The organism is Streptomyces sp. NPDC040410, from assembly GCF_055595715.1.
The window spans coordinates 19,166-38,222 of the sequence record NZ_JBVIVK010000017.1 but is presented as its reverse complement, the minus strand read 5'-3'; the positions used below and the strand labels follow the sequence as shown (position 1 = coordinate 38,222).

General features: G+C 71.1%; 11 protein-coding genes and 1 pseudogene. 2 read left to right on the top strand and 10 right to left on the bottom strand.

What is annotated here, in order from left to right; all coding sequences use genetic code 11:
- Positions 1–292 precede the first annotated feature (292 nt).
- Entirely contained in the window at positions 293–9,871 is a 9,579-nt protein-coding gene (locus tag ACZ562_RS28735; protein WP_471184867.1) for a non-ribosomal peptide synthetase, read from the top strand.
- 42 nt (positions 9,872–9,913) lie between these two features.
- Here the strand turns inward: ACZ562_RS28735 and ACZ562_RS28730 are convergent, their stop codons facing one another.
- The 6 genes from ACZ562_RS28730 to ACZ562_RS28705 all read right to left on the bottom strand — a co-directional run bounded on the left by ACZ562_RS28730 (position 9,914) and on the right by ACZ562_RS28705 (position 13,530).
- Complete coding sequence (locus ACZ562_RS28730) at positions 9,914–10,045, bottom strand: hypothetical protein (RefSeq protein WP_471184864.1); 132 nt, start codon at positions 10,043–10,045, stop codon at positions 9,914–9,916.
- 16 nt (positions 10,046–10,061) lie between these two features.
- Entirely contained in the window at positions 10,062–11,312 is a 1,251-nt protein-coding gene (locus tag ACZ562_RS28725) for an NAD(P)/FAD-dependent oxidoreductase (RefSeq protein WP_471184862.1), read from the bottom strand.
- Positions 11,276–11,467 carry a ferredoxin gene (locus ACZ562_RS28720; RefSeq protein WP_391692298.1) on the bottom strand — a complete coding sequence of 64 codons (192 nt, stop codon included), beginning with the start codon at positions 11,465–11,467 and terminating at the stop codon, positions 11,276–11,278. The genes ACZ562_RS28725 and ACZ562_RS28720 overlap by 37 nt, the downstream gene beginning before the upstream one ends.
- Positions 11,468–11,509: 42 nt before the next feature.
- Positions 11,510–12,418: a pyridoxamine 5'-phosphate oxidase family protein gene (locus ACZ562_RS28715; protein WP_471184859.1), complete on the bottom strand. Its 909-nt coding sequence runs from the start codon at positions 12,416–12,418 to the stop codon at positions 11,510–11,512.
- 81 nt (positions 12,419–12,499) lie between these two features.
- A complete protein-coding gene (locus ACZ562_RS28710) occupies positions 12,500–12,859 on the bottom strand; it encodes a hypothetical protein (RefSeq protein ID WP_471184856.1) in 360 nt (119 codons plus the stop codon).
- A 194-nt stretch (positions 12,860–13,053) separates the two neighbouring features.
- On the bottom strand, positions 13,054–13,530 hold the full coding sequence (locus ACZ562_RS28705) for a VOC family protein (RefSeq protein WP_471184853.1): 477 nt from the start codon (positions 13,528–13,530) through the stop codon (positions 13,054–13,056).
- A 690-nt stretch (positions 13,531–14,220) separates the two neighbouring features.
- On the opposite strand from ACZ562_RS28705, the gene ACZ562_RS28700 reads away from it, so the two are divergent.
- Positions 14,221–15,299, top strand: a protein-coding gene (locus ACZ562_RS28700; protein ID WP_471184851.1) for an IS630 family transposase whose coding sequence is annotated in 2 segments (ribosomal slippage) — positions 14,221–14,701 and positions 14,701–15,299 — 1,080 coding nt in all. Because the reading frame shifts where the segments join, the coding sequence is not laid out codon by codon here.
- Positions 15,300–15,373: 74 nt separating this feature from the next.
- Here the strand turns inward: ACZ562_RS28700 and ACZ562_RS28695 are convergent.
- From ACZ562_RS28695 to ACZ562_RS28680, 4 genes and pseudogenes are all read right to left on the bottom strand, one after another.
- Positions 15,374–15,631, bottom strand: a pseudogene (locus ACZ562_RS28695) (helix-turn-helix domain-containing protein); the annotation flags it as partial.
- An 88-nt stretch (positions 15,632–15,719) separates the two neighbouring features.
- Positions 15,720–16,667, bottom strand: coding sequence for a TauD/TfdA family dioxygenase (locus ACZ562_RS28690; protein ID WP_471184848.1), 948 nt, complete (start codon positions 16,665–16,667; stop codon positions 15,720–15,722).
- Between the two features lie 2 nt (positions 16,668–16,669).
- Complete coding sequence (locus tag ACZ562_RS28685) at positions 16,670–16,882, bottom strand: MbtH family protein (RefSeq protein WP_471184846.1); 213 nt, start codon at positions 16,880–16,882, stop codon at positions 16,670–16,672.
- Between the two features lies 1 nt (position 16,883).
- Positions 16,884–18,854 carry an ABC transporter ATP-binding protein gene (locus ACZ562_RS28680; RefSeq protein ID WP_471185105.1) on the bottom strand — a complete coding sequence of 657 codons (1,971 nt, stop codon included), beginning with the start codon at positions 18,852–18,854 and terminating at the stop codon, positions 16,884–16,886.
- Positions 18,855–19,057: the final 203 nt, after the last annotated feature.

Genomic DNA, 19,057 nt, shown 5'->3' with positions numbered 1-19,057 from the left:
CCTGAACCCCGAGGCGACGGGTGCCGGTTGACGCACCTACGGCCCCTGGCGAAGATGGCGCCGACGGCTCAGTACCCGGCGGCCCGGGCCCCCTTTTCTCACCTTGACTATTCAGGGAAGTCCAGCGGCTCGCCGCGGCGTTCCTTGCCGGACATACGCACGGCCGTGGCCGTATGCATTGCTACGCCCGGCACCATTCGCCAGCATTCACCTTCCCGGGAGGACGGCCCGTGCCGATTCCAATCGACGTTTCGGAAAGCGGGTCTCGGTTCCGGTCGGCGGGTGAGGGACGATGACCTCCGCCGAGGCCACACCGTGGCACCTGACCTCCGCTCAGCTCGGCATCTGGTACGCGCAGCAGCTCGCGCGGGACGATGTCGTGCTCAATGTCGCCGAGTACCTGGAGATCGACGGCGGCGTGGACCCGGACCTGTTCGTACGGGCGCTGCGGCAGGCGCTCGCCGAGGTCGACGCCTACCGGCTCCGGTTCGTCCTGGTGAACGGGGAGCCACGGCAGTACGCCGATCCCGGCGCCGGCGTCCCGGTGCAACTCGTCGACGTGCGCGCCGAACCCGACCCGCGGGCGGCGGCCGAGGCGTGGATGCGCGCGGAACTCAGCCGGCCGGTCGATGTGCTGGACGGCCCGCTGTTCGCCGTCGCCGTACTCGTCGTCGGCGAGGGCCGGCTGCTCTGGTACCACCGCGCCCACCACCTGATCATGGACGGACACGGCGGCGCCCTGGTCACCGCCCGCGTCGCCGACGCCTACGCCGCCCTCCTGGAAGGCCGCGACCACAAGCCGGACCCGCCCGGCCCCACCTCGGTCCTCGTCGACTCCGAGCACGCCTACCGCGCCTCGCCCGCCCACGCGCGCGACCGCGCGTTCTGGCTGGCCGCGCTGGCCGGCACCGAGGAGCGGTCCGAGGGAGGCGGACCGAGCGCCGGGGCCCCGGTCCGCGCCACCGCCGACCTCCCCGCCGACGACTCCGACCGGATGCGGGCCGCCGCCCGGAACCTCAGGACCGGGTTCGCCGCCTTCGTGGTCGCCGCCGCGGCCGTATACCAGCACCGCACCAGCGGCGCCCACGACATCGTCCTCGGCGTCCCCGTCCTGGGCCGGATCGGCCGCCGGGAACAGCGGATCAGCGGCATGACCTCGAACGTCATGCCGCTCCGTCTGGAGATCACCCCCGCCCTGACGGTCGCCGAGCTCGTCCGCCGCACCGCCACGGCGATCGGCGAGGGCCTGCGCCACCAGCGCTACCGCTACGAGGACCTGGCCCGCGAGCTGACACCGTCCGGCGCCACCCTGTTCGACCTCAACGTCAACATCCTCGGCTACGGCTACCCGCCCCGGTTCGGCACCGCCACCGCGACCGTGCACAACCTCACCCACGGCCCCACCGAAGACCGGCAGATCAACGTCTACGACCGGCCCGCGGACACCGCCGTACGCATCGACGTCGACGTCAACCCCGACCGCCACCGACCGGGCGCCGCCGACGACATGCTGCGCCACTTCCGGCGGATCCTCGACTGGATGGCCACGGCCGCACCGCACGAACCCATCGGCGGCGTCCGCCTCTACGACGAGGACGAACACCCCGCCCCCGCCGCCGACACCCTCCCGGTACCGGCGCTGACCGCCCCCGAACTGTTCCACGTCCAGGCCGACCTGGCGCCGGACGCGCCCGCCCTGATCGCCGACGGACAGCTGCTGACGTACGCGGAACTCGACGGGCGGGCCAACCGGCTCGCCCATCAGCTGACCGGGCTCGGGGTGCGCGGCGAGTCGGTGGTCGCGGTCGTGCTGAACCGTGGTGTCGACCTCGTCACCACCCTGCTCGCCGTCGCGAAGACCGGCGCCGGATATCTGCCGATCGACCCCCGCCAGCCGCTGGAACGCGTCTCGTACATGCTCGCCGACAGCGGTGCCGTGGCCCTGCTGACCACCGACGACCTGCTCGACGAACTGCCCGCGCAGGGACTGCTGGCGCTCGCCGTCGACAGCCCCCGGGTGCGCGCGGCGATCGATGCGCAGCCGGCGACCCGGCCACCGCACCGGCCCCGGGCGGGCCAGCTGGCGTATGTCATCTACACCTCCGGGTCGACCGGCCGGCCCAAGGGTGTCGCCCTCACCCAGGCGGGCGTGGCCGCCCTGGTCACCACCCAGGCCGCGCGGCTGGACGTCGGCCCCGGCAGCAGGGTGCTCCAGTTCGCGTCGATCGGATTCGACGCGGCGACCTGGGAACTGCTGATGGCACTGTGCACCGGGGCCGCGCTCGTGGTCGCACCGGCCGACGAACTGCTGCCCGGCAGCGGCCTCGCCGACGTGGTGTCCCGGCACGGCGTCACCCACGCCACCCTGCCGCCCGCCGTGCTCGCCGCCCTCGACCCCGAGGACCTCCCCTCGCTGCGCACCCTGGTGTCGGCGGGCGAGGCCCTCACCCCCGACCTGGTGGAGCGTTGGGCCGCCGGCCGTGACCTGGTCAACGCCTACGGCCCGACCGAGACGACGATCTGCGCCACCATGTCCGCCCCGCTCGCGCCAGGCGCCGCACCCGACATCGGCACCCCCGTCGCCCGCGCCCGCGTCCATGTCCTGGACGACTTCCTGGAGCCCGTGCCCGCCGGAGCGACGGGCGAACTGTATGTCGCCGGGCCGGGCCTCGCCCGCGGCTACACCGGGAACACCGCGCTGACCGCGGAGCGGTTCGTGGCGGACCCGGCCGGCACCGGCGGCAGGCTCTACCGCACGGGCGACCGGGTGCGCTGGACCGCCGGCGGGGATCTGGTGTTCGTGGGCCGCGCCGACGGACAGCTCAAGATCCGCGGGTACCGGGTCGAGCCCGCCGAGATCGAGGCCGCGCTCGGCGGCCACCCGGATGTCGCGCAGGCCGTGGTCATGGCCCGCGAGTCCGACTCCGGTGAACGTCAGCTGGTGGCCTACGTCGCCGACGCCCGCGGCGGTCGTGAGCCGGGGTCCGGCGGTGATCTTCCCGGCCGGCTGCGCGAGTTCCTCACGAATCGGCTGCCCGCGCCCATGGTGCCCGGGGCGTTCGTGCTCCTGCCCGAATTCCCGCTCACGCACAGCGGAAAGGTCGACCGGCAGGCGCTGCCGGCCCCCGGCCGGAGCACCGGCACGGGCCGCGCGGCGACCCCGCAGGAGGAGATCCTCTGCGGGATCTTCGCCGAGACCCTCGGCATCGAAGCGGTCGGACCCGACGAGGGCTTCTTCGAACTCGGCGGCCACTCGCTCCTCGCCACCCGGCTGATCTCCCGCATCCGTGCCGCCCTCGGCGTCGACCTGGAGATGCGCGACCTGTTCCTCGTCCCGACGCCCGCCGGACTCGCCGAACACCTGTCCGCAGCCGCAGACACGGCCACGCCCGTGCGGCGGCCGGCGCTCGTGCCGCAGGCCCGCCCCGAGCACGTCCCGCCGTCCTTCGCGCAACGCCGGCTGCTCTTCCTCGAACAGCTCGAAGGCCGCGGCACCACCTACAACGCGCCCATCGTGCTGCGGCTCTCCGGACCGCTGGACCGCGACGCGCTCAGCGCCGCGTTCCGCGACGTCCTCGCCCGGCACGAAGCCCTGCGGACCGTGTTCCCCTTGGCCGACGGCAGGCACCACCAGCATGTCGTCGGCATCCACGCGATGAGCGGACAGCCGCAGATCGAACCGACCACGCCCGAGGACCTCTCCGACGCGGTGGCCCGCGCCGCCGGGCACGCGTTCGACCTGACGCGGGAACCGCCCGTACGGGCCTGGCTGTTCGCGCTCGGCGCCGAGGACCACGTCCTGGTGGTCGTCGTGCACCACATCACCGCCGACGGCTGGTCCATGGGCCCTCTCACCCGTGACCTGTCCACCGCGTACACGGCACGCAGTCAGGGCCGCGCCGCCGACTGGCAGCCGCTGCCCGTGCAGTACGCCGACTACACGCTCTGGCAGCGGGAACTCCTCGGCCGCGACGACGACCCGGCCGGCCTGATGTCCGCCCAGATCGCCTACTGGCGCGAGGCGCTGGACGGCATCCCCGAGGAACTCGCCCTGCCCTTCGACCGGCCCCGCCCCGCGGTCGCCGGCCACCGCGGCCACGACGTACCGCTCGACGCGCCGGCCGAACTGCACGCGCGGATCACCGAACTGGCACGGGCCGAGGGCGTGACCGTCTTCATGGTGCTGCACGCCGCGCTCGCCGTCCTGCTGTCCCGGCTCGGGGCCGGCACCGACATCCCGATCGGTTCGGCGGTCGCCGGCCGCACCGACGACGCGCTGGACGACCTCGTCGGCTGCTTCGTCAACACCGTGGTGATCCGCACCGACCTGTCCGGCGACCCCGAGTTCCGCGAGGTGCTGCACCGGGTCCGGGAGGTGACCCTGGGCGCCTTCGCCCACCAGGACGTCCCCTTCGAACGGCTGGTGGAGGAACTCGCCCCGGCGCGGTCCGTCGCTCGCAACCCGCTCTTCCAGACCGTGCTCACCATGCAGAACACCGCCGATGTGGCGCTGGAGCTGCCCGGGCTGGAGGTGGCGCCGGTACCGGGCGCCCGCCCCGGGGTGAAGTTCGACCTCGATGTCATGGTCAACGAGAACTTCGACGAGGACGCCCGCCCCGCCGGACTGACCGGCTCGGTGACCGCCTCCGCCGACCTGTTCGACCCCGCGTTCGCGCACGGCCTCACCGAACGGCTGCTGCGGCTGCTGCGGACGGTCACGGACACCCCGCGGCTACGGCTCAGCGAGGCCGGCCTCCTCGACGACGCCGAACGCGCCCGCATCCTGACCGAGTGGAACGACACCGCGACGACGACCTCCGCGGCGACCGTCCCGGAACGGTTCTGGGCGCAGGCGGAGCGCACACCGGACGCCGTGGCCGTGCACCAGGGCGGTACGGCACTGTCGTACGCGCGGCTCCGGGAGCGGGCCGAGGCGGTCGCGGTCCAACTGACGGGAGCCGGGATCGGGCCCGAGTCGGTGGTCGCCCTCTGCCTGCCCCCGGGCGCCGACATGATCGCCGCGCTGCTGGGCGTCTGGCGGGCCGGTGCCGCCTATCTGCCGCTCGACACCCGGCAGCCCGTCGAGCGGACCGCGTTCATGCTGGCCGACAGCCGCGCGGTGCTGCTCATCACCACCGACGACCTGGTCGACGACCAGCCCGCCGGACAGGTACGGATCGTCACGCTGGACGCGATGACCGCACCGGCCGCCGCCACCGTGCCGTACCCGAAGGCACTGCCCGGCCACCTCGCCTACGTCATCTACACCTCCGGCTCCACCGGTACCCCCAAGGGCGTGGCCGTCACCCACGGCGCGCTGGCGAACTACCTGGCGTCCGCACCCGAGCGGCTGGGCCTCGGCGGCACCGGCACCCGGTACGCGCTGCTTCAGCCACAGGTCACCGACCTCGGCAACACCCTGCTGTTCGGCTCGCTCGCCACCGGCGGCGAACTGCATGTCCTGGACGGGGACGCCGTACTCGACCCGGTCGTCGTGGCCGCCCATCTCGCCGACCACCGCATCGACCACATCAAGGCCGTCCCCTCGCACCTGGCGGCCCTCTCCGCGCAGGCCGGGCCCGACGCCGTACTGCCCGCACGCTCCCTGGTGCTCGGCGGAGAGGCCGCGTCACCGGCCTGGGTCGGCGAACTGCTGGCGGCGGCCGGAGACCGCGAGATCCACAACCACTACGGGCCCACCGAAGCCACCATCGGCGCCACAACCACCCGCCTCACCGCCCACGACACCGCGAGCGGACGCGTCCCGATCGGCAGACCCCTCGGCGGCGTCCGCGCCTACGTCCTCGACACCTGGCTGCAACCGGTGCCCGCGGGCGTCCCGGGAGAGCTGTACCTCGCGGGCGCGGGCCTCGCACGCGGATATGTGAACAGGCCGGGACTGACCGGCGAACGCTTCGTGGCCTGCCCGTTCGGCACCGGCGAGCGCATGTACCGGACCGGCGACCGGGCACGCTGGGGCGTCGACGGGCGGCTGGAGTTCACCGGCCGGGCCGACGACCAGGTCAAGATCCGCGGCTTCCGGATCGAACCCGGTGAGATCGAGACCGCGCTCGCCGTCCACCCCGACATCGCCGCTGCCGCCGTCACCGCCCGCGAGGACATCACCGGCCGGCTCCGGCTGATCGCCTACCTCGTCCCCGCCGACCGCGCCGACACCGACGGCCTCGACGAACGCGCCCGGCGCCACCTGGCACACCGGCTGCCCGAACACATGGTGCCCGCCACCGTCGTCGTAGTGGACGAACTGCCGCTGACACCGAGCGGGAAACTCGACCGGGCCGCCCTGCCGGAACCCGAGCGGGCCGCGAGCGGCGGCGCCGGACGCGGACCCGAGAACGTACGGGAAGAGATCCTGTGCGACGCGTACGCGCGGGTCCTCGGGCTCGATGTCGTGGGCCCCGAGGAGGACTTCTTCGCGCTCGGCGGGAACTCGCTGGTGGCCGTGGCCCTCGTGGAGGACCTGCGCACCCAGGGGCTGTCCGTGTCCGTCCGTGCCCTGTTCCTCACCCCGACCCCGGCCGGCCTCGCCACCGTCGCCGGACCCGAACAGGTGGAGGTCGCACCGAACCTGATCCCCGACGGCGCGACCCGGCTCACCCCCGCCATGCTGCCGCTCACCGCACTCGACGAGGACGAGATCGACCGGATCACCGCCCGCGTCGACGGCGGCGCCGCCAATGTGGCCGACGTGTACCCGCTGGTGCCGCTCCAGGAAGGCATGCTCTTCCACCACCTGGCCCGCGCCGACGGTGACACGGACGTCTACATGCGGTCCGTGGTGCTGGAGTTCGACACCCCCGGGCGACTGGACGCCTTCCTCGCCGCGCTCCAGCAGGTCGTGGACCGGCACGACGTCTACCGCACGGCGATGCTCTCCGAAGGACTGCGCGAACCCGTCCAGGTGGTCTGGCGCCGGGCCCAGGTGCCCGTCCGGCACCTCGCACGCGACCCGGAACAGGAACCCGTCGCCCAACTCCTCGCCGCCGGTGGCACCTGGATGGAACTGGACCGCGCACCGCTGCTGCGCGTCCACGTCCTCACCGAGCCCGGCGACGGGCCACGCCTCGCCCTGCTGCGGGTCCACCACATGATGGGCGACCACACCACAGTCGGGCTGCTCCTCGACGAGATCCGGGCGTTCCTCGCCGGCCGGGGCGAGCACCTGCCCGAGCCGCTGCCCTACCGCGACCTCGTCGCACAGGCCCGCCTCGGCACCTCCGCCGAGGACCACGAGCGCTACTTCGCCGGACTGCTCGGCGATGTCACCGAGCCCACCGCCGCGTTCGGCCTGCTCGACGTGCGCGGCGACGGCGCCACCGTCACCCGCGCCGACCGGGCCGTCGACGAACAGCTCGCCGGACGGGTCCGCGAGGTCGCAAGGGGGCTCGGCGTCAGCCCGGCCACCCTGTTCCACCTGGCCTGGGCGCGGGTGCTCGCCGCCGTGTCCGGCCGCGACGACGTGGTGTTCGGGACCGTCCTGACCGGCCGCATGAACGCCGGGGTCGGCGCCGACCGGGCACCGGGCCTGTTCCTCAACACCCTGCCGCTGCGGCTGCGCGTCGACGCCGACGCCACGGACGCGGCCCTGGCCCGGCTGCGCGGGCGCCTCGCCGAACTGCTGGAGCACGAGCACGCGCCGCTGGCCCTCGCCCAGAAGGCCAGCGCGGTACCGGCCGGCGGCCCGCTGTTCACGTCCATCCTCAACTACCAGCACGGCCTGCCCCTCACCGAGACCGGCACCGGCCTCGAAGGCATCGCCGTGCGCCACGCCGAGGAACGCACCAACTACCCCGTCACCCTGATCGTCCGGGACATGGGATCCGGGTTCTCCGTGACCGTCGACGCCGTGGCACCCGCCGACCCCGCCGGGATCCAGGCGCTGCTCCACACCTGCCTGGCCCGTCTCGTCACCGTGCTCGCCGACGCCCCGCACACCCCGTTCACCGCCGTCGCCGTACTCGACCGGGCCGAGCGCCTGCGCCTCGCCGACGAGGGGAACCGGACCGAGGCGCCCGCGGCGCAGCTGACCGTGCCGGAACTCCTCGCCGCGCAGACGGCACGCACCCCCGACGCCACCGCCGTGGTCCACGGCGGCGCCGGCATCGGCTACCGGGAGCTGGAGATCCGCGCCCGGCGTCTGGCACACCATCTGCGCGGCCTCGGCGTCGGCCCGGAGAGCGTCATAGGACTGTGCCTGCCGCGCGGTGCCGACGCGGTCGCCGCGATCCTCGGAGTCTGGCAGGCCGGAGCGGCCTATCTCCCGCTCGACCCCGCCTACCCCGCGCCCCGGCTCGGCCATATGCTCACCGACAGCCGGGCCGTGGCCCTGATCGGCACCACCGAGATCCTGGACGACATGCCCGTCATGGGCGGACTGACCACCGTCGCCCTCGACGACCCCGCCGTGGCCGCCGCACTGGAGGCCCAGCCGGCCACCGCACCCGAGCCCGGCACACACCCCGGCAGCCTCGCGTACGTCATCTACACCTCCGGCTCCACCGGACGACCCAAGGGCGTCGCCGTCACCCACGCGGCACTCGCCAACTATGTGACCCATGTACCGCCACGGGTCGGTCTCGGCGACCCCGGAGCCCGGTACGCGCTGCTCCAGCCCATCACCACCGACCTCGGCAACACCGTCCTGTTCGCCGCCCTGACGACCGGAGGCGAGCTGCACATCCTGGACGCGGCGGACGTGGCCGACCCTCTCGCGGTCACCGGCTATCTGGCCCGGCACCGCATCGACCACGTCAAGATGGTGCCCTCGCACCTCGCCGCGCTCGGCGCCACCGGCGACCTGCGCTGGCTGCTCCCGCACCGGACACTGGTCCTCGGCGGCGAGGCCGCACCGCCCGACTGGGTCGGACAGCTCCTCCAAGCGGCCGACGGACAAGCGGTGTTCAACCACTACGGCCCCACCGAGACCACCATCGGCGTCACCACCGGACCCCTGGACACCACGACGGTCACCCCCACGGGCGTCCCGATCGGCACCCCGGTGGCCAACACCGCGCTGTACGTCCTCGACGACGCCCTCCAGCCGGTACCGTCCGGAGCCCCCGGAGAGCTGTACGTGGCCGGTACGCAACTCGCCCGCGGCTATGTGGGCCGGCCCGGAACGACGGCGGAGCGGTTCGTGGCCAGCCCGTTCGGCGACGGCACCCGGATGTACCGCACCGGGGACCGCGGACGCCGGAACGCCGACGGCGTCCTGGAGTACCTCGGACGCGCCGACGACCAGGTCAAGATCCGCGGGTTCCGGGTGGAGCCCGGCGAAGTGCGCACGGTGCTCGCCGCCCATCCCGACGTGGCCGGCGCCGCGGTCGTCGTCCGCGAGGACGCCCCCGGCGACAGACACCTCGTCGCCTACGTCGTCCCGGCCGACCGGAGCGCCGGTACCGACGGCGGCACCCTCGCCGAGGCGATACGCAGGCAGGCCCGGCAGGAACTGCCGCCGCACATGGTGCCGTCCGCCGTCGTCGTCCTCGACGCGCTGCCCCTGACCGCCAACGGCAAGCTGGACCGCGCCGCCCTGCCGGCACCCGACCGGGCCGCCGCCGCGGGCTCGGGCCGACGCCCCGCCGACCCCCGCGAAGAGGCGCTGTGCGCCGCCTTCGCCGAGATCCTCGCCCTGCCCGCGGTCGGTGTGCACGACGACTTCTTCGTCCTCGGTGGCCACTCCCTCCTGGCGACCAAACTGGTCAGCCGGGTACGGGTGACCCTCGGCGAGGAACTCCCCATCCACATCCTGTTCGACCGGCCCACCCCGGCCGATCTCGCGGCCTGGATGGCCGAGAACACGGCGAACGCTGCCCAGGTCAGACCGCGGCTGCGGCCGATGCGCGCCTGAGCCCGCCGCTCGGGAAGCCGGCCGGGCATGCCCGGCCGGCTTTCAAAGTTCCGCCGATCCCAGAACGTGCTCGGCGCCGCCGTGCAGCTGTCCGCTCTGCCCTGGCTGGGCTTCGTCCCCGACGACGTGCCCGCCGCGTCGCCTGCGGCAGGCGCCGACCTTGGCGACGTTCACGCCGAACGTGTACGGATTACTCGATACCGGCCGCCAGTTCAGCGGCCAGGCGGCGTCGGTGGCCTGCGATCCGGCTGATCCGGTTGGCGGTCAATACCCCGACCATGTTCCCCTGGCGGTAGTAAACGACCTCAAGGCGCCGAGCGATGGAGTCGCTCTCAACAACCTCCGCCTCGTCACCCAGGGCCGGAATGCCTACGGAGCGGAACCTCACGCCGTATTGGTCGGACCAGAACGACGGCACGGGCAGATAGGGACTCAGCTCGCCTTCCTTTGCCAGGAGTGTTGCTGCTGCAGCCTCCGCCTGCTCGATGGCGTTGCTCCAGTGCCCAAGGGAGACGGCGCTGTCGCCAGCCCAGGGATGAGGCCATCTGGCCACGTCCCCGGCCGCCACTACGGCAGGCGCGGGGCTGCCGTCGGACAGCAAGGCGCGGCAGTAGGTGTCGCAGACGACCCCGCGGTCGAGTAGCAGGCCTGAGTCAGCGAGCCAGTCTGTGTTGGGGACCGCGCCGAGCGCGACGACAGCGACAGTTGCGTCGAGGTCGGTTCCGTCGGAGAGTGTCGCCCCGGTGAGCTGGTCCAGACCGGCGAATGAGCTGACCGAGGTGCCGGTCTTGAGGTCGACCCCGGCGGCCCTGTGGATCTCGGCCAGGAACCGGCCGGCCTCTTCCCCCATCGCACGCCGCAGGGGCTGGGACTCGGCCTCGACCAAAGTGACGTGGGCCCCTAGTTCCCGTGCGGTCGCGGCCACCTCGCTGCCGATGAAGCCGCCGCCGACGACCAGCAGCCTTGCCTCGGTGTCGAGTTTGGAGCGCAAAGCGAGCGCATCGTCCCGGCCGCGCAAAGTGTGCACGCCGCGTGGAGTGCGGTCTGGCCACGGGCGCGCCGCGGCGCCGGTGGCGATCACTAGGCCGGCAAAGGGCAATCGCGTGGAGTCAGCGAGCTCGATGGTCCGGGCGTCCAGGTCGAGGCGCACTGCCGGTACTCCCAGGCGCAGCGTGATACCGAGGTCCGGGTCGAGTGGGAAGCTGAGCGCCTCGGGGGCGGAAGTTCCTGCGAGGAGCGCCTTGGAGAGCGGCGGGCGGTCGTATGGGGCGTAGGGCTCGTCGCCGACCAAGGTGAGCTGCCCTCGGTACCCCTGGGCGCGCAGTGCCTCGCTGGCCCGCAGGCCGGCCAGCGAGGCGCCCACCACGATGATGCCGAGAGAAGGCTGACGGCTCGTCGTCATCATCAGTGGTCGGCCATGCGGATCGCCCGCACCGGGCATGTCGCAATTGCTCTGGCGACTGCTTCGTGCTGGGTGTCGTCCGGAGTCGCGTCGTAGACCACGTAGTCGTTCTCATCGAATGAGAACACCTCGGGCGCGGCGAAGACGCACTGTCCGTGACTGTCGCACAGGTCCATGTCGATCTCGATTTTCACAGCAGCCTTCCTTTCGGGGCGGAGTTCAGGGTGAATGAGGGCTCAAAGCGCCGGGTTGAAGCGGGAGTACTCCGGCGCGCTCCAGCGCAGCGGGCTGGCTCCAGAAACCTCGACGACCTCGGTGATCTCGAACTCCACCAGGCGCTGCGCGCCGGGAACCTGCGCTGCGTGCTCCGGATTCCAGTCGGTCGAGGCAGTGCCGGTGAGGTGGAGGAAGGACCCGGAATCCCAGTCCGGGATCAACAGCCCGGCCTTGGGGTTGACCAGCAGGTTGCCTAGTGTCATGAACATGGCATTTCCGACGTAATCCGGCCACCGCAGCTTGGTGGGGGAGAGGACCTCAACGAAACCGGGGTTGCCGCCCCTGTGCGAGGCGTCGGCGTTGCCGCGCTCGTCGGCGGTTGCCACGAAGAAGGTGTCGGCCATGGTGATCCGCAGTTGCTGGGCTGCAGTGAGGGCAGGTTGCCTGCTCGCCGAGGTCTCCCCTGTGGGTCCGGCCCCCGTCGCGGGGACCGTGAGCTTGCGCTTCTGCAGGTACTTGGGGCAGTTCGCCAAGAGTTGGTCGAGGTTGACCCGCAGGCCGCCGCCCTCGGGGCTTGCGGTGCCGTTCATCCGCATCCGGCGGCGTGTGGCCGGCTCGATCGCGATCATTCCCACATGGGCCTGGTCTGAGAGCAGTTCGGCCAGCGGATCGTCTGGTCCGGGCAGAGCCTCAATGGCGAGAGTGTGCTCGTCTGCCGCGCGCATGAACCCAGCGGGTCCAGTGAGCAAGGACGACCAGACCTGACCGTGGCGGTCGGTGCCGCCGATCACCACCATGGGCTGGGCGGCGAGGAACTCGGCCGCAATGGGCGGGATCGTGTCTTTGATGGCCTGGCCGGACGAGGAGGCTGCGGACTCAAGGCCAGCCCGACGTTGTACCTCGACCTCACCAGGGTGGTAGATCGTCACTCTCGCCCTTCCCTTACTCATGTGTTGGTGGGGCGGGGCGCCGGACGGGCACCCCGACAGTGATCGGCTCGGAGAGCCGACTTAGAAGAAGCCGCAGGTGGGGGCAGTTCCGCTGGGGGCGGGGGCGACGTCGGCACCGGTCGGGGTGAAAATCTCCAGCCGGATGCCGTCCGGGTCGAAGAAGAAGATCCCGCCGGAGGCGGCGCCCTCTCGGCGCTGGATGTACTTCATGCAGTTGGGGTAAGCCCGCTCGACGCTCATGACCACTCCGCAGGCGTCACGGCGGAGGGTGCCGTTGATGCGAGCCCGGTTGCGACGGCCGAGGTCGATGGCCAGCAGGCCGGCCGGTTGTCCTGCCGGCCGGTCTGCCAGGTTCCGCAAGGGATCGCTGGTCACAGGGAGCGCGTCGATCCGTACGGTCGTCTCGTCGGTGGCACGCACGAAGCCGGGTGCCGACTACGGGCTACGCCCATACGCGGCCTGCGGTGTCTGTGGCGCCCACGATGATCCAGCGCTGCGTGGCAAGGAATCTCACCAACGGTGCAGGCAGGCTGGTGCGGAACGTACGGGCCATGGCCGCGGCCTGCTCGACCGTGCCTGTACCGCCAGTTCACCCTCGTGGTAGTTCTGTGGCATTAGAAGAAACCACAGCTGGGTGCGCCGTCCTCAAGGGTGGGGAGGTCCTCGAGTCCGGAGGCGGTGCAGATCTCGATGCGGATGCCGTCTGGATCGGTGAAGAAGATGCCGCCAGATGCCAGGCCGGGCATGTGGGCCAGAATCCTGTCGTAGATCAGGGGCGTGCCGAGTTCCTGCAGATGGGCTACAGCAGCTTTGACGTCGTCCAGCGTGGGCACGTTGAACGCCAGATGGTGCAGTCCGGACCGATCGGCGGCGAAGCCGTCACGACTCTGCTGCCACAGCGTGAGTACGAGTTGATCGCCACGGCCGAGGAAGGCGTAGCGGCGGTCGTCCTCGGTGCTCTCGCCGAGCAGGTCGAAGCCGAAGACCTGCTGGTAGAAATGGATCGAACGGGTCACGTCGGTGACGTTGAGCCCGACATGGCCGGTGGCGGCTGCGGTCACCGGACCTGGCGAGGGCTGGGTCGTGGTCATGGTTCTCCTTGGCAGAAGGATCCTGGACGGGATCGGGTCAAGCGACCCCGAGGTGGGGTGAGCCGGGCACGCACCGGCCCTGCCCCGTCATTCGTCTCGGCGACCGAGGGCCGGACGGCCGAGCGGAAGGCCGCGCCCGAAAGTCGCGGGTGGGTGATGGACCGCGGCGGTGCGGCGGCCGCCGTGTCGTGGATTACTTTCCTTCCGCATGGTTGGCGGAAAGTTGGCGCCACGCACGCCAGCGGCATGTGCCGCCGGGCTATGCGGCCACGATGCCCTCCGCGCGGGTCGCCGATCCGGCTGCTGATCCCCGGATGCGCGGAGTGCTGCTGGACGGACACATGTCCACGACCGGGGCAACGTCGCTTGGTGACCTCCCGGCGGAGGTAGCTCGCCGCCGCGCAGTCCGGCGCTCGTCGAGCGGTTGCAATCCGGCCAAGTGCGCGGTGGCGGAAGCGTGTCCGACGCAGAGATCCGCAGGCTGGTGGCGGCGGCGCTGCGATGACCCGCCGCGAGGCGGGAAACGATCTACGACAGCGCGGGAATCAACCTCCGCTCAGAAGTGGATCGGCCAAGGTCACGGTGTTTCGCCGGTGCCCCAAGAAGCCAGCCTACTGACTTCGGCGTTTCGGGGTCTGGATCTGTGTCGGGACCGGTGACGCGGTCCGTCTGGGCTGGTACGCCGGAGGCATGCGGTACCCAGATGGGGGCGGGCTGACCGCCGAGCAGCGCAAGCGCCGCGAAGAGGTACGGATGCGGGCCGTCGACCTCTTCGAGGGGGGCGCGGAAGTCCCGTGCATCGCACGGGAGTTACGGGTGAGCGAGAAGTCCGTCTACCAGTGGCGCCGTGCCTGGAAGGCGGGCGGGCGAAAGGCCCTGCGCTCCAAGGGGCCCCCGGGCTACGACTGCCGGCTCGGGCCTCACCTGCAGGCCAAACTCTCCGCCTGGCTGGACGAGGGACCGGCCGCACACGGCTGGAGCGACGACCAGGTGTGGACCGCCGCAAGGGTGCGCACGCTGATCGGGCGGAAGTTCCACCTCTCCTACAGCGTCTCCGGGGTGACCCGGCTGCTGCACAGGATGGGCTACAGCGTGCAGATGCCCGCCCGGCCCGCCGCCGAACGCGACGAGGACGCGGTCACCGCATGGCGGGAGGCGACCGGGCAGGAGGTAAAACCATCCGGGCGGCGACCGGCGCGTTCATCTGCTTCGAAGACGAAGCCGGTGTGACCGGCCGTCCGCCCAAGGGCCGCACCTGGAGCCGGCGGGGCATCACCCCGAGGGTCAAGGTGTCCGGCCGCAGCCGGGGACGGCTCTCGGTGGCCGGGCTGCTGTGTTACAGGCCCGGCCTACCCGCCCGCCTGTGCTACCGGCTGCGTCGGCATACCGGCCGCAAGGGCGAGCGCCGCTCGCTGGGCGAAACGGACTACATCCGCCTGCTGGACGGCGCCCACCAACTGCTGAAGGCACCACTGATCGTGGTGTGGGACCGGCTGAGCACCCACATCTCCAAGACGATGAAGACACTCGTGGCCGAGAGGGACTGGCTCACCGTGGTGCTGCTGCCCGGGTATGCGCCCGACCTCAACCCCGTTGAGGGCCTGTGGGCCCACATCAAACGGAGCCTGGCCAACCTCTCCGCCCGCACGCTCACCGAGCTGGAGACACTGCTCCGCAGACGGCTCAAGGCACTGCAATACCGGCACCGCATCCTCAGCGGATTCCTCGCCGGGACGGGCCTCACCCTCGACAGACCGGACGGACCCTAATACGCGGAAGTCAGTAGATGATGTAGCGGCGGATCATGCTGCCCTGTTCCTTGTGGCTGGCGTGGTCGGTGCCGTCGAGGGCGAAGTAGCGCAGGGCGGTGATACAGGGAGTCGAAGCCGTCGGTGTTGAAGTTGTGGATCACATCGCGGACCTGGTCATCGCTGGTGAACGTCACTTCGGCGATCTTCGCCACCGGCATGCCCTGCGCGGACAGCAGGATCATCTGGGCCCGCCGCCAGGTCACCACCGACCCGGTGCCCCGGCGGATGATCCGAAGCAGCCGTCTGCCCTCGTCATCGTCGATCTCGCGTACACGTACTCGTTCCGCCACCCGGACAGCGTGACGGACCCGCGCCGCCCGGCACAGCACCGAGGCGGCGCGTCACATCACAACAGGGCAAACGTTGCCTGATGCGGCACTAGATGTCCGACATGGCGACCAGCACCCGCCGGTTCCCGGTGAACGGGCGGCGGCCGTGGGCGAGCAGGACATTGTCGATGAGCAGGACGTCGCCGGCCCGCCAGTCGACGTTCACCGCGCCGTCCAGGCCGCGGTTGAGGATCTGTTCGATGTAGGAGTCGGGGATTGTGGTGCCGTCGGCGAAGGTCACGTACTGCGGGAACTCCTCCGGCGGGAGGATGTCGTACAGCTCCGCCGACGCCTGGTCGCCGAGGCCGGCCGGATGCCACTGGTCGGCCTGGTTGAACCACACCTCGGCGCCGGTCACCGGATGCTTGGTGGTGGCGGGACGCAGCTGGATGACACGCAGGCCGTCCTCCGTCCACTCCCACTCGGCGCGCGAGTCCCGCAGGAACGTCTCCACCGCCGTACGGTCGTCGGTCTCGAAGGTGTCCTGCCAGCTCTTACCGAAGCCGAGCCCGTCGTGCAGGTTCTGGACGTAGCGGATACCGCCCGCGAACGCGTCGCGGACCTCCGCGTCGAGCGAGCCGAGCCACAGCTCCCCGTCCAGCACCGGGGTGGCGCCGCCGCTCTCCGGAGCCCGTTCGCAGTAGAAGGCGATACGGGTGGGCCAGCGGTGGGCGTAGCTGAGTTCGTTGTGCATGGAGATCGTGTACTGCTGGGGGTACTCCGTCGAGGTGTAAAGATTGCCGCCGACCTTGGTGCGCGGCGAGTTGCCGTGCACATAGGGCAGCCGGGCCGGCACCAGCCGGGCGAACAGCGGGTCGACGGTGTCCGGTGCGACACCGAAGTCCCTGAAGACGAGCGCCTTGCGCTCGATGAGCAACTCGGTCAGTGCCTGGGTGCCCACCTCGTCGAGCCAGCCGGCGAGATCGGGGGTGCCGGCCGTGCCCGGAGTGATCTCGTACGGCCGCCAGGTGCCCGAGCCCGAGTCCGCGGTGTCCACGGTCACTTCTCCTTCATGGCCTCGATCAGGCTCTTGGGCCGCATGTCGGTCCACGACTTCTCGATGTAGTCGAGGCAGTCCTGCCGCCCGGCCTCACCGAACACGGAGGTCCAGCCGTCGGGCACGGCCACGAACACGGGCCACAGCGAGTGCTGGCCTTCGTCGTTGACGAGGACGAGATAGTTCGCTTCCGGGTCTTCGAAAGGATTCGGCACCTCAGTGTCCTTCACTCTCGGGAGTTCTCGGTCGTGGGCGGTGGTGCTCGGGGCGCCTCGGCCGGCCGTTCACGCCCGGTACGGCGGCGGCGCTGACGCCCTGCGCGGCGAACTGAGTGCGGTACAGCTCGGAGTAGAGACCTTCGGCGGCGAGGAGTTCGCCGTGGGTGCCGCGTTCCCTTATCCGGCCGTTCTCCAGGACCAGGATCTGGTCGGCTTCCAGAATGGTGGACAGCCGGTGGGCGATGACCAGGGACGTACGGCCCGACAGGGCGGTCTTCAACGCCCGCTGGATCGCGGCCTCGGACTCGGAGTCCAGATGGGCGGTTGCCTCGTCGAGGATCACGATCGGCGGTGACTTCAGCAGCAGCCGGGCGAGTGCCACCCGCTGCTTCTCACCGCCGGAGAGCCGGTAGCCGCGGTCCCCTACGACAGTGTCGAGGCCGTTGGGCAGCGAGGAGATCGTCGGCCAGATCCTGGCCGCCTCACACGCCTCGATCAACTCGGCGTCCTGGGCGCCCGGCCGCGCGTACAGCAGGTTCGCCCGGATCGTGTCATGGAACAGATACGCGTCCTGCGTGACGATGCCGACCGTGTCGTTCAGGGACCGCATGGTCAGGTCGCGGACGTCATGACCGCCGACACGGACCGTCCCGGACGTCGGGTCGTACAACCGCGGGACCAGCTGGGTGACCGTGGTCTTGCCCGCGCCCGACGGGCCCACCAGCGCCGTCAGTTTCCCGGAGGGCGCGCGGAAGGTCACCCCGTCCAGGACGACGGCGCTGTCGCGCCGCTCCGGGCCGGGCAGCGCGATGGTCTCCAGCGAGGCCAGGGACACCTCGTCGGCGCTCGGATAGCGGAACGCCACCGTGTCGAACTCGATGTCCGGGGTGGTGTGATCGGCGGCGGGCAGCGACCGGGCGGTGGGCTTCTCGTCGACCAGCGGCTTGAGGTCCAGGACCTCGAAGACCCGATCGAAGCTGACCAGCGCGATCATCACGTTGACCTGCATGTTCGATAGCTGGTTGAGGGGCCCGTACAGCCGCATCAGCAGGGTGACCATGGCCACGAGGGCGCCGATCTGCAGGCCGCCGTCGATGGTCAGCAGCCCACCGAGACCGTAGACCAGCGCGGTGGTCACCCCGGTGATCAGCGTCATGATGATGAAGAGCATGCGCCCCCACACGGCCGTGGTGATCGCCACGTCGCGCACCTGCGCCGCCTTGTCGGAGAACCGCCCGGCCTCGTCCTCCGGCCGGCCGTACAGTTTCGCCAGCATCGCGCCGGACACATTGAACCGTTCGTTCATCATCGAGCCCATGTCGGCGTTCAGGCCCATGCCCTGCCGGGTGAGCCGCTGCAGCCTGCGGCCGACCAGCTTCGCGGGCAGCAGGAAGAACGGCACCATCACCAGCGCGGCAAGGGTGATCTGCCACGACAGGTAGAACATCATGCCGAGGACGAGGACCAGGGTCAGCAGCATCGACACCGCCTGCGACAGCAGCGTGGTGATGGCCTGCTGCGCTCCCACCACATCGGTGTTGAGCCTGCTGACCAGCGCGCCCGTCTGCGCTCGGGTGAAGAACGCCAGCGGCTGCCGCTGGACGTGCTCGAACACCCGGCAGCGCAGGTCGTAGACGATGCCCTGGCCCACCCGTCCGGAGAACCAGGTCTGTACGAAGACGGCGGCCACATCGACCAGCGCGAGCCCGGCGATGGCCAGCGCGAGAGCCACCACCAGCCCCTCGCGGCGCTGTGCGATCCCGTCGTCGATGATCACCTTGAGCAGCAGCGGACTGGATGCCGTGATGGTCGCGCTCACGGCCGTCATCAGCATGATCACCGCCAACGACCAGCGGTAGCGCAGGGCATAGGGAACGATGCGACGCACTGTGCCGGGCTTGATTCTCTGTTTGGTGATCGAGCTGTCGACGCCCAGTGGCGTCGGGCCCATGCGCGGGCCGCCCATCATGGCCACGAAATCTTCCTTTCTGGCCGGGACTGACGGTCAGCGACCGTACCGGCGAAGGGGAAAGCTGTGAAAGCGTGCACAGCGGCCATAAGCCGTAACGGTGCCGCGAGATGCCGGACGATGCCCTCGCCGGGCCCGCCGCGGGCTGTTCAACCTCGGCATCGGCACAGTTGAACGGCCGCCGTAATCCGCCCCATAAGGCG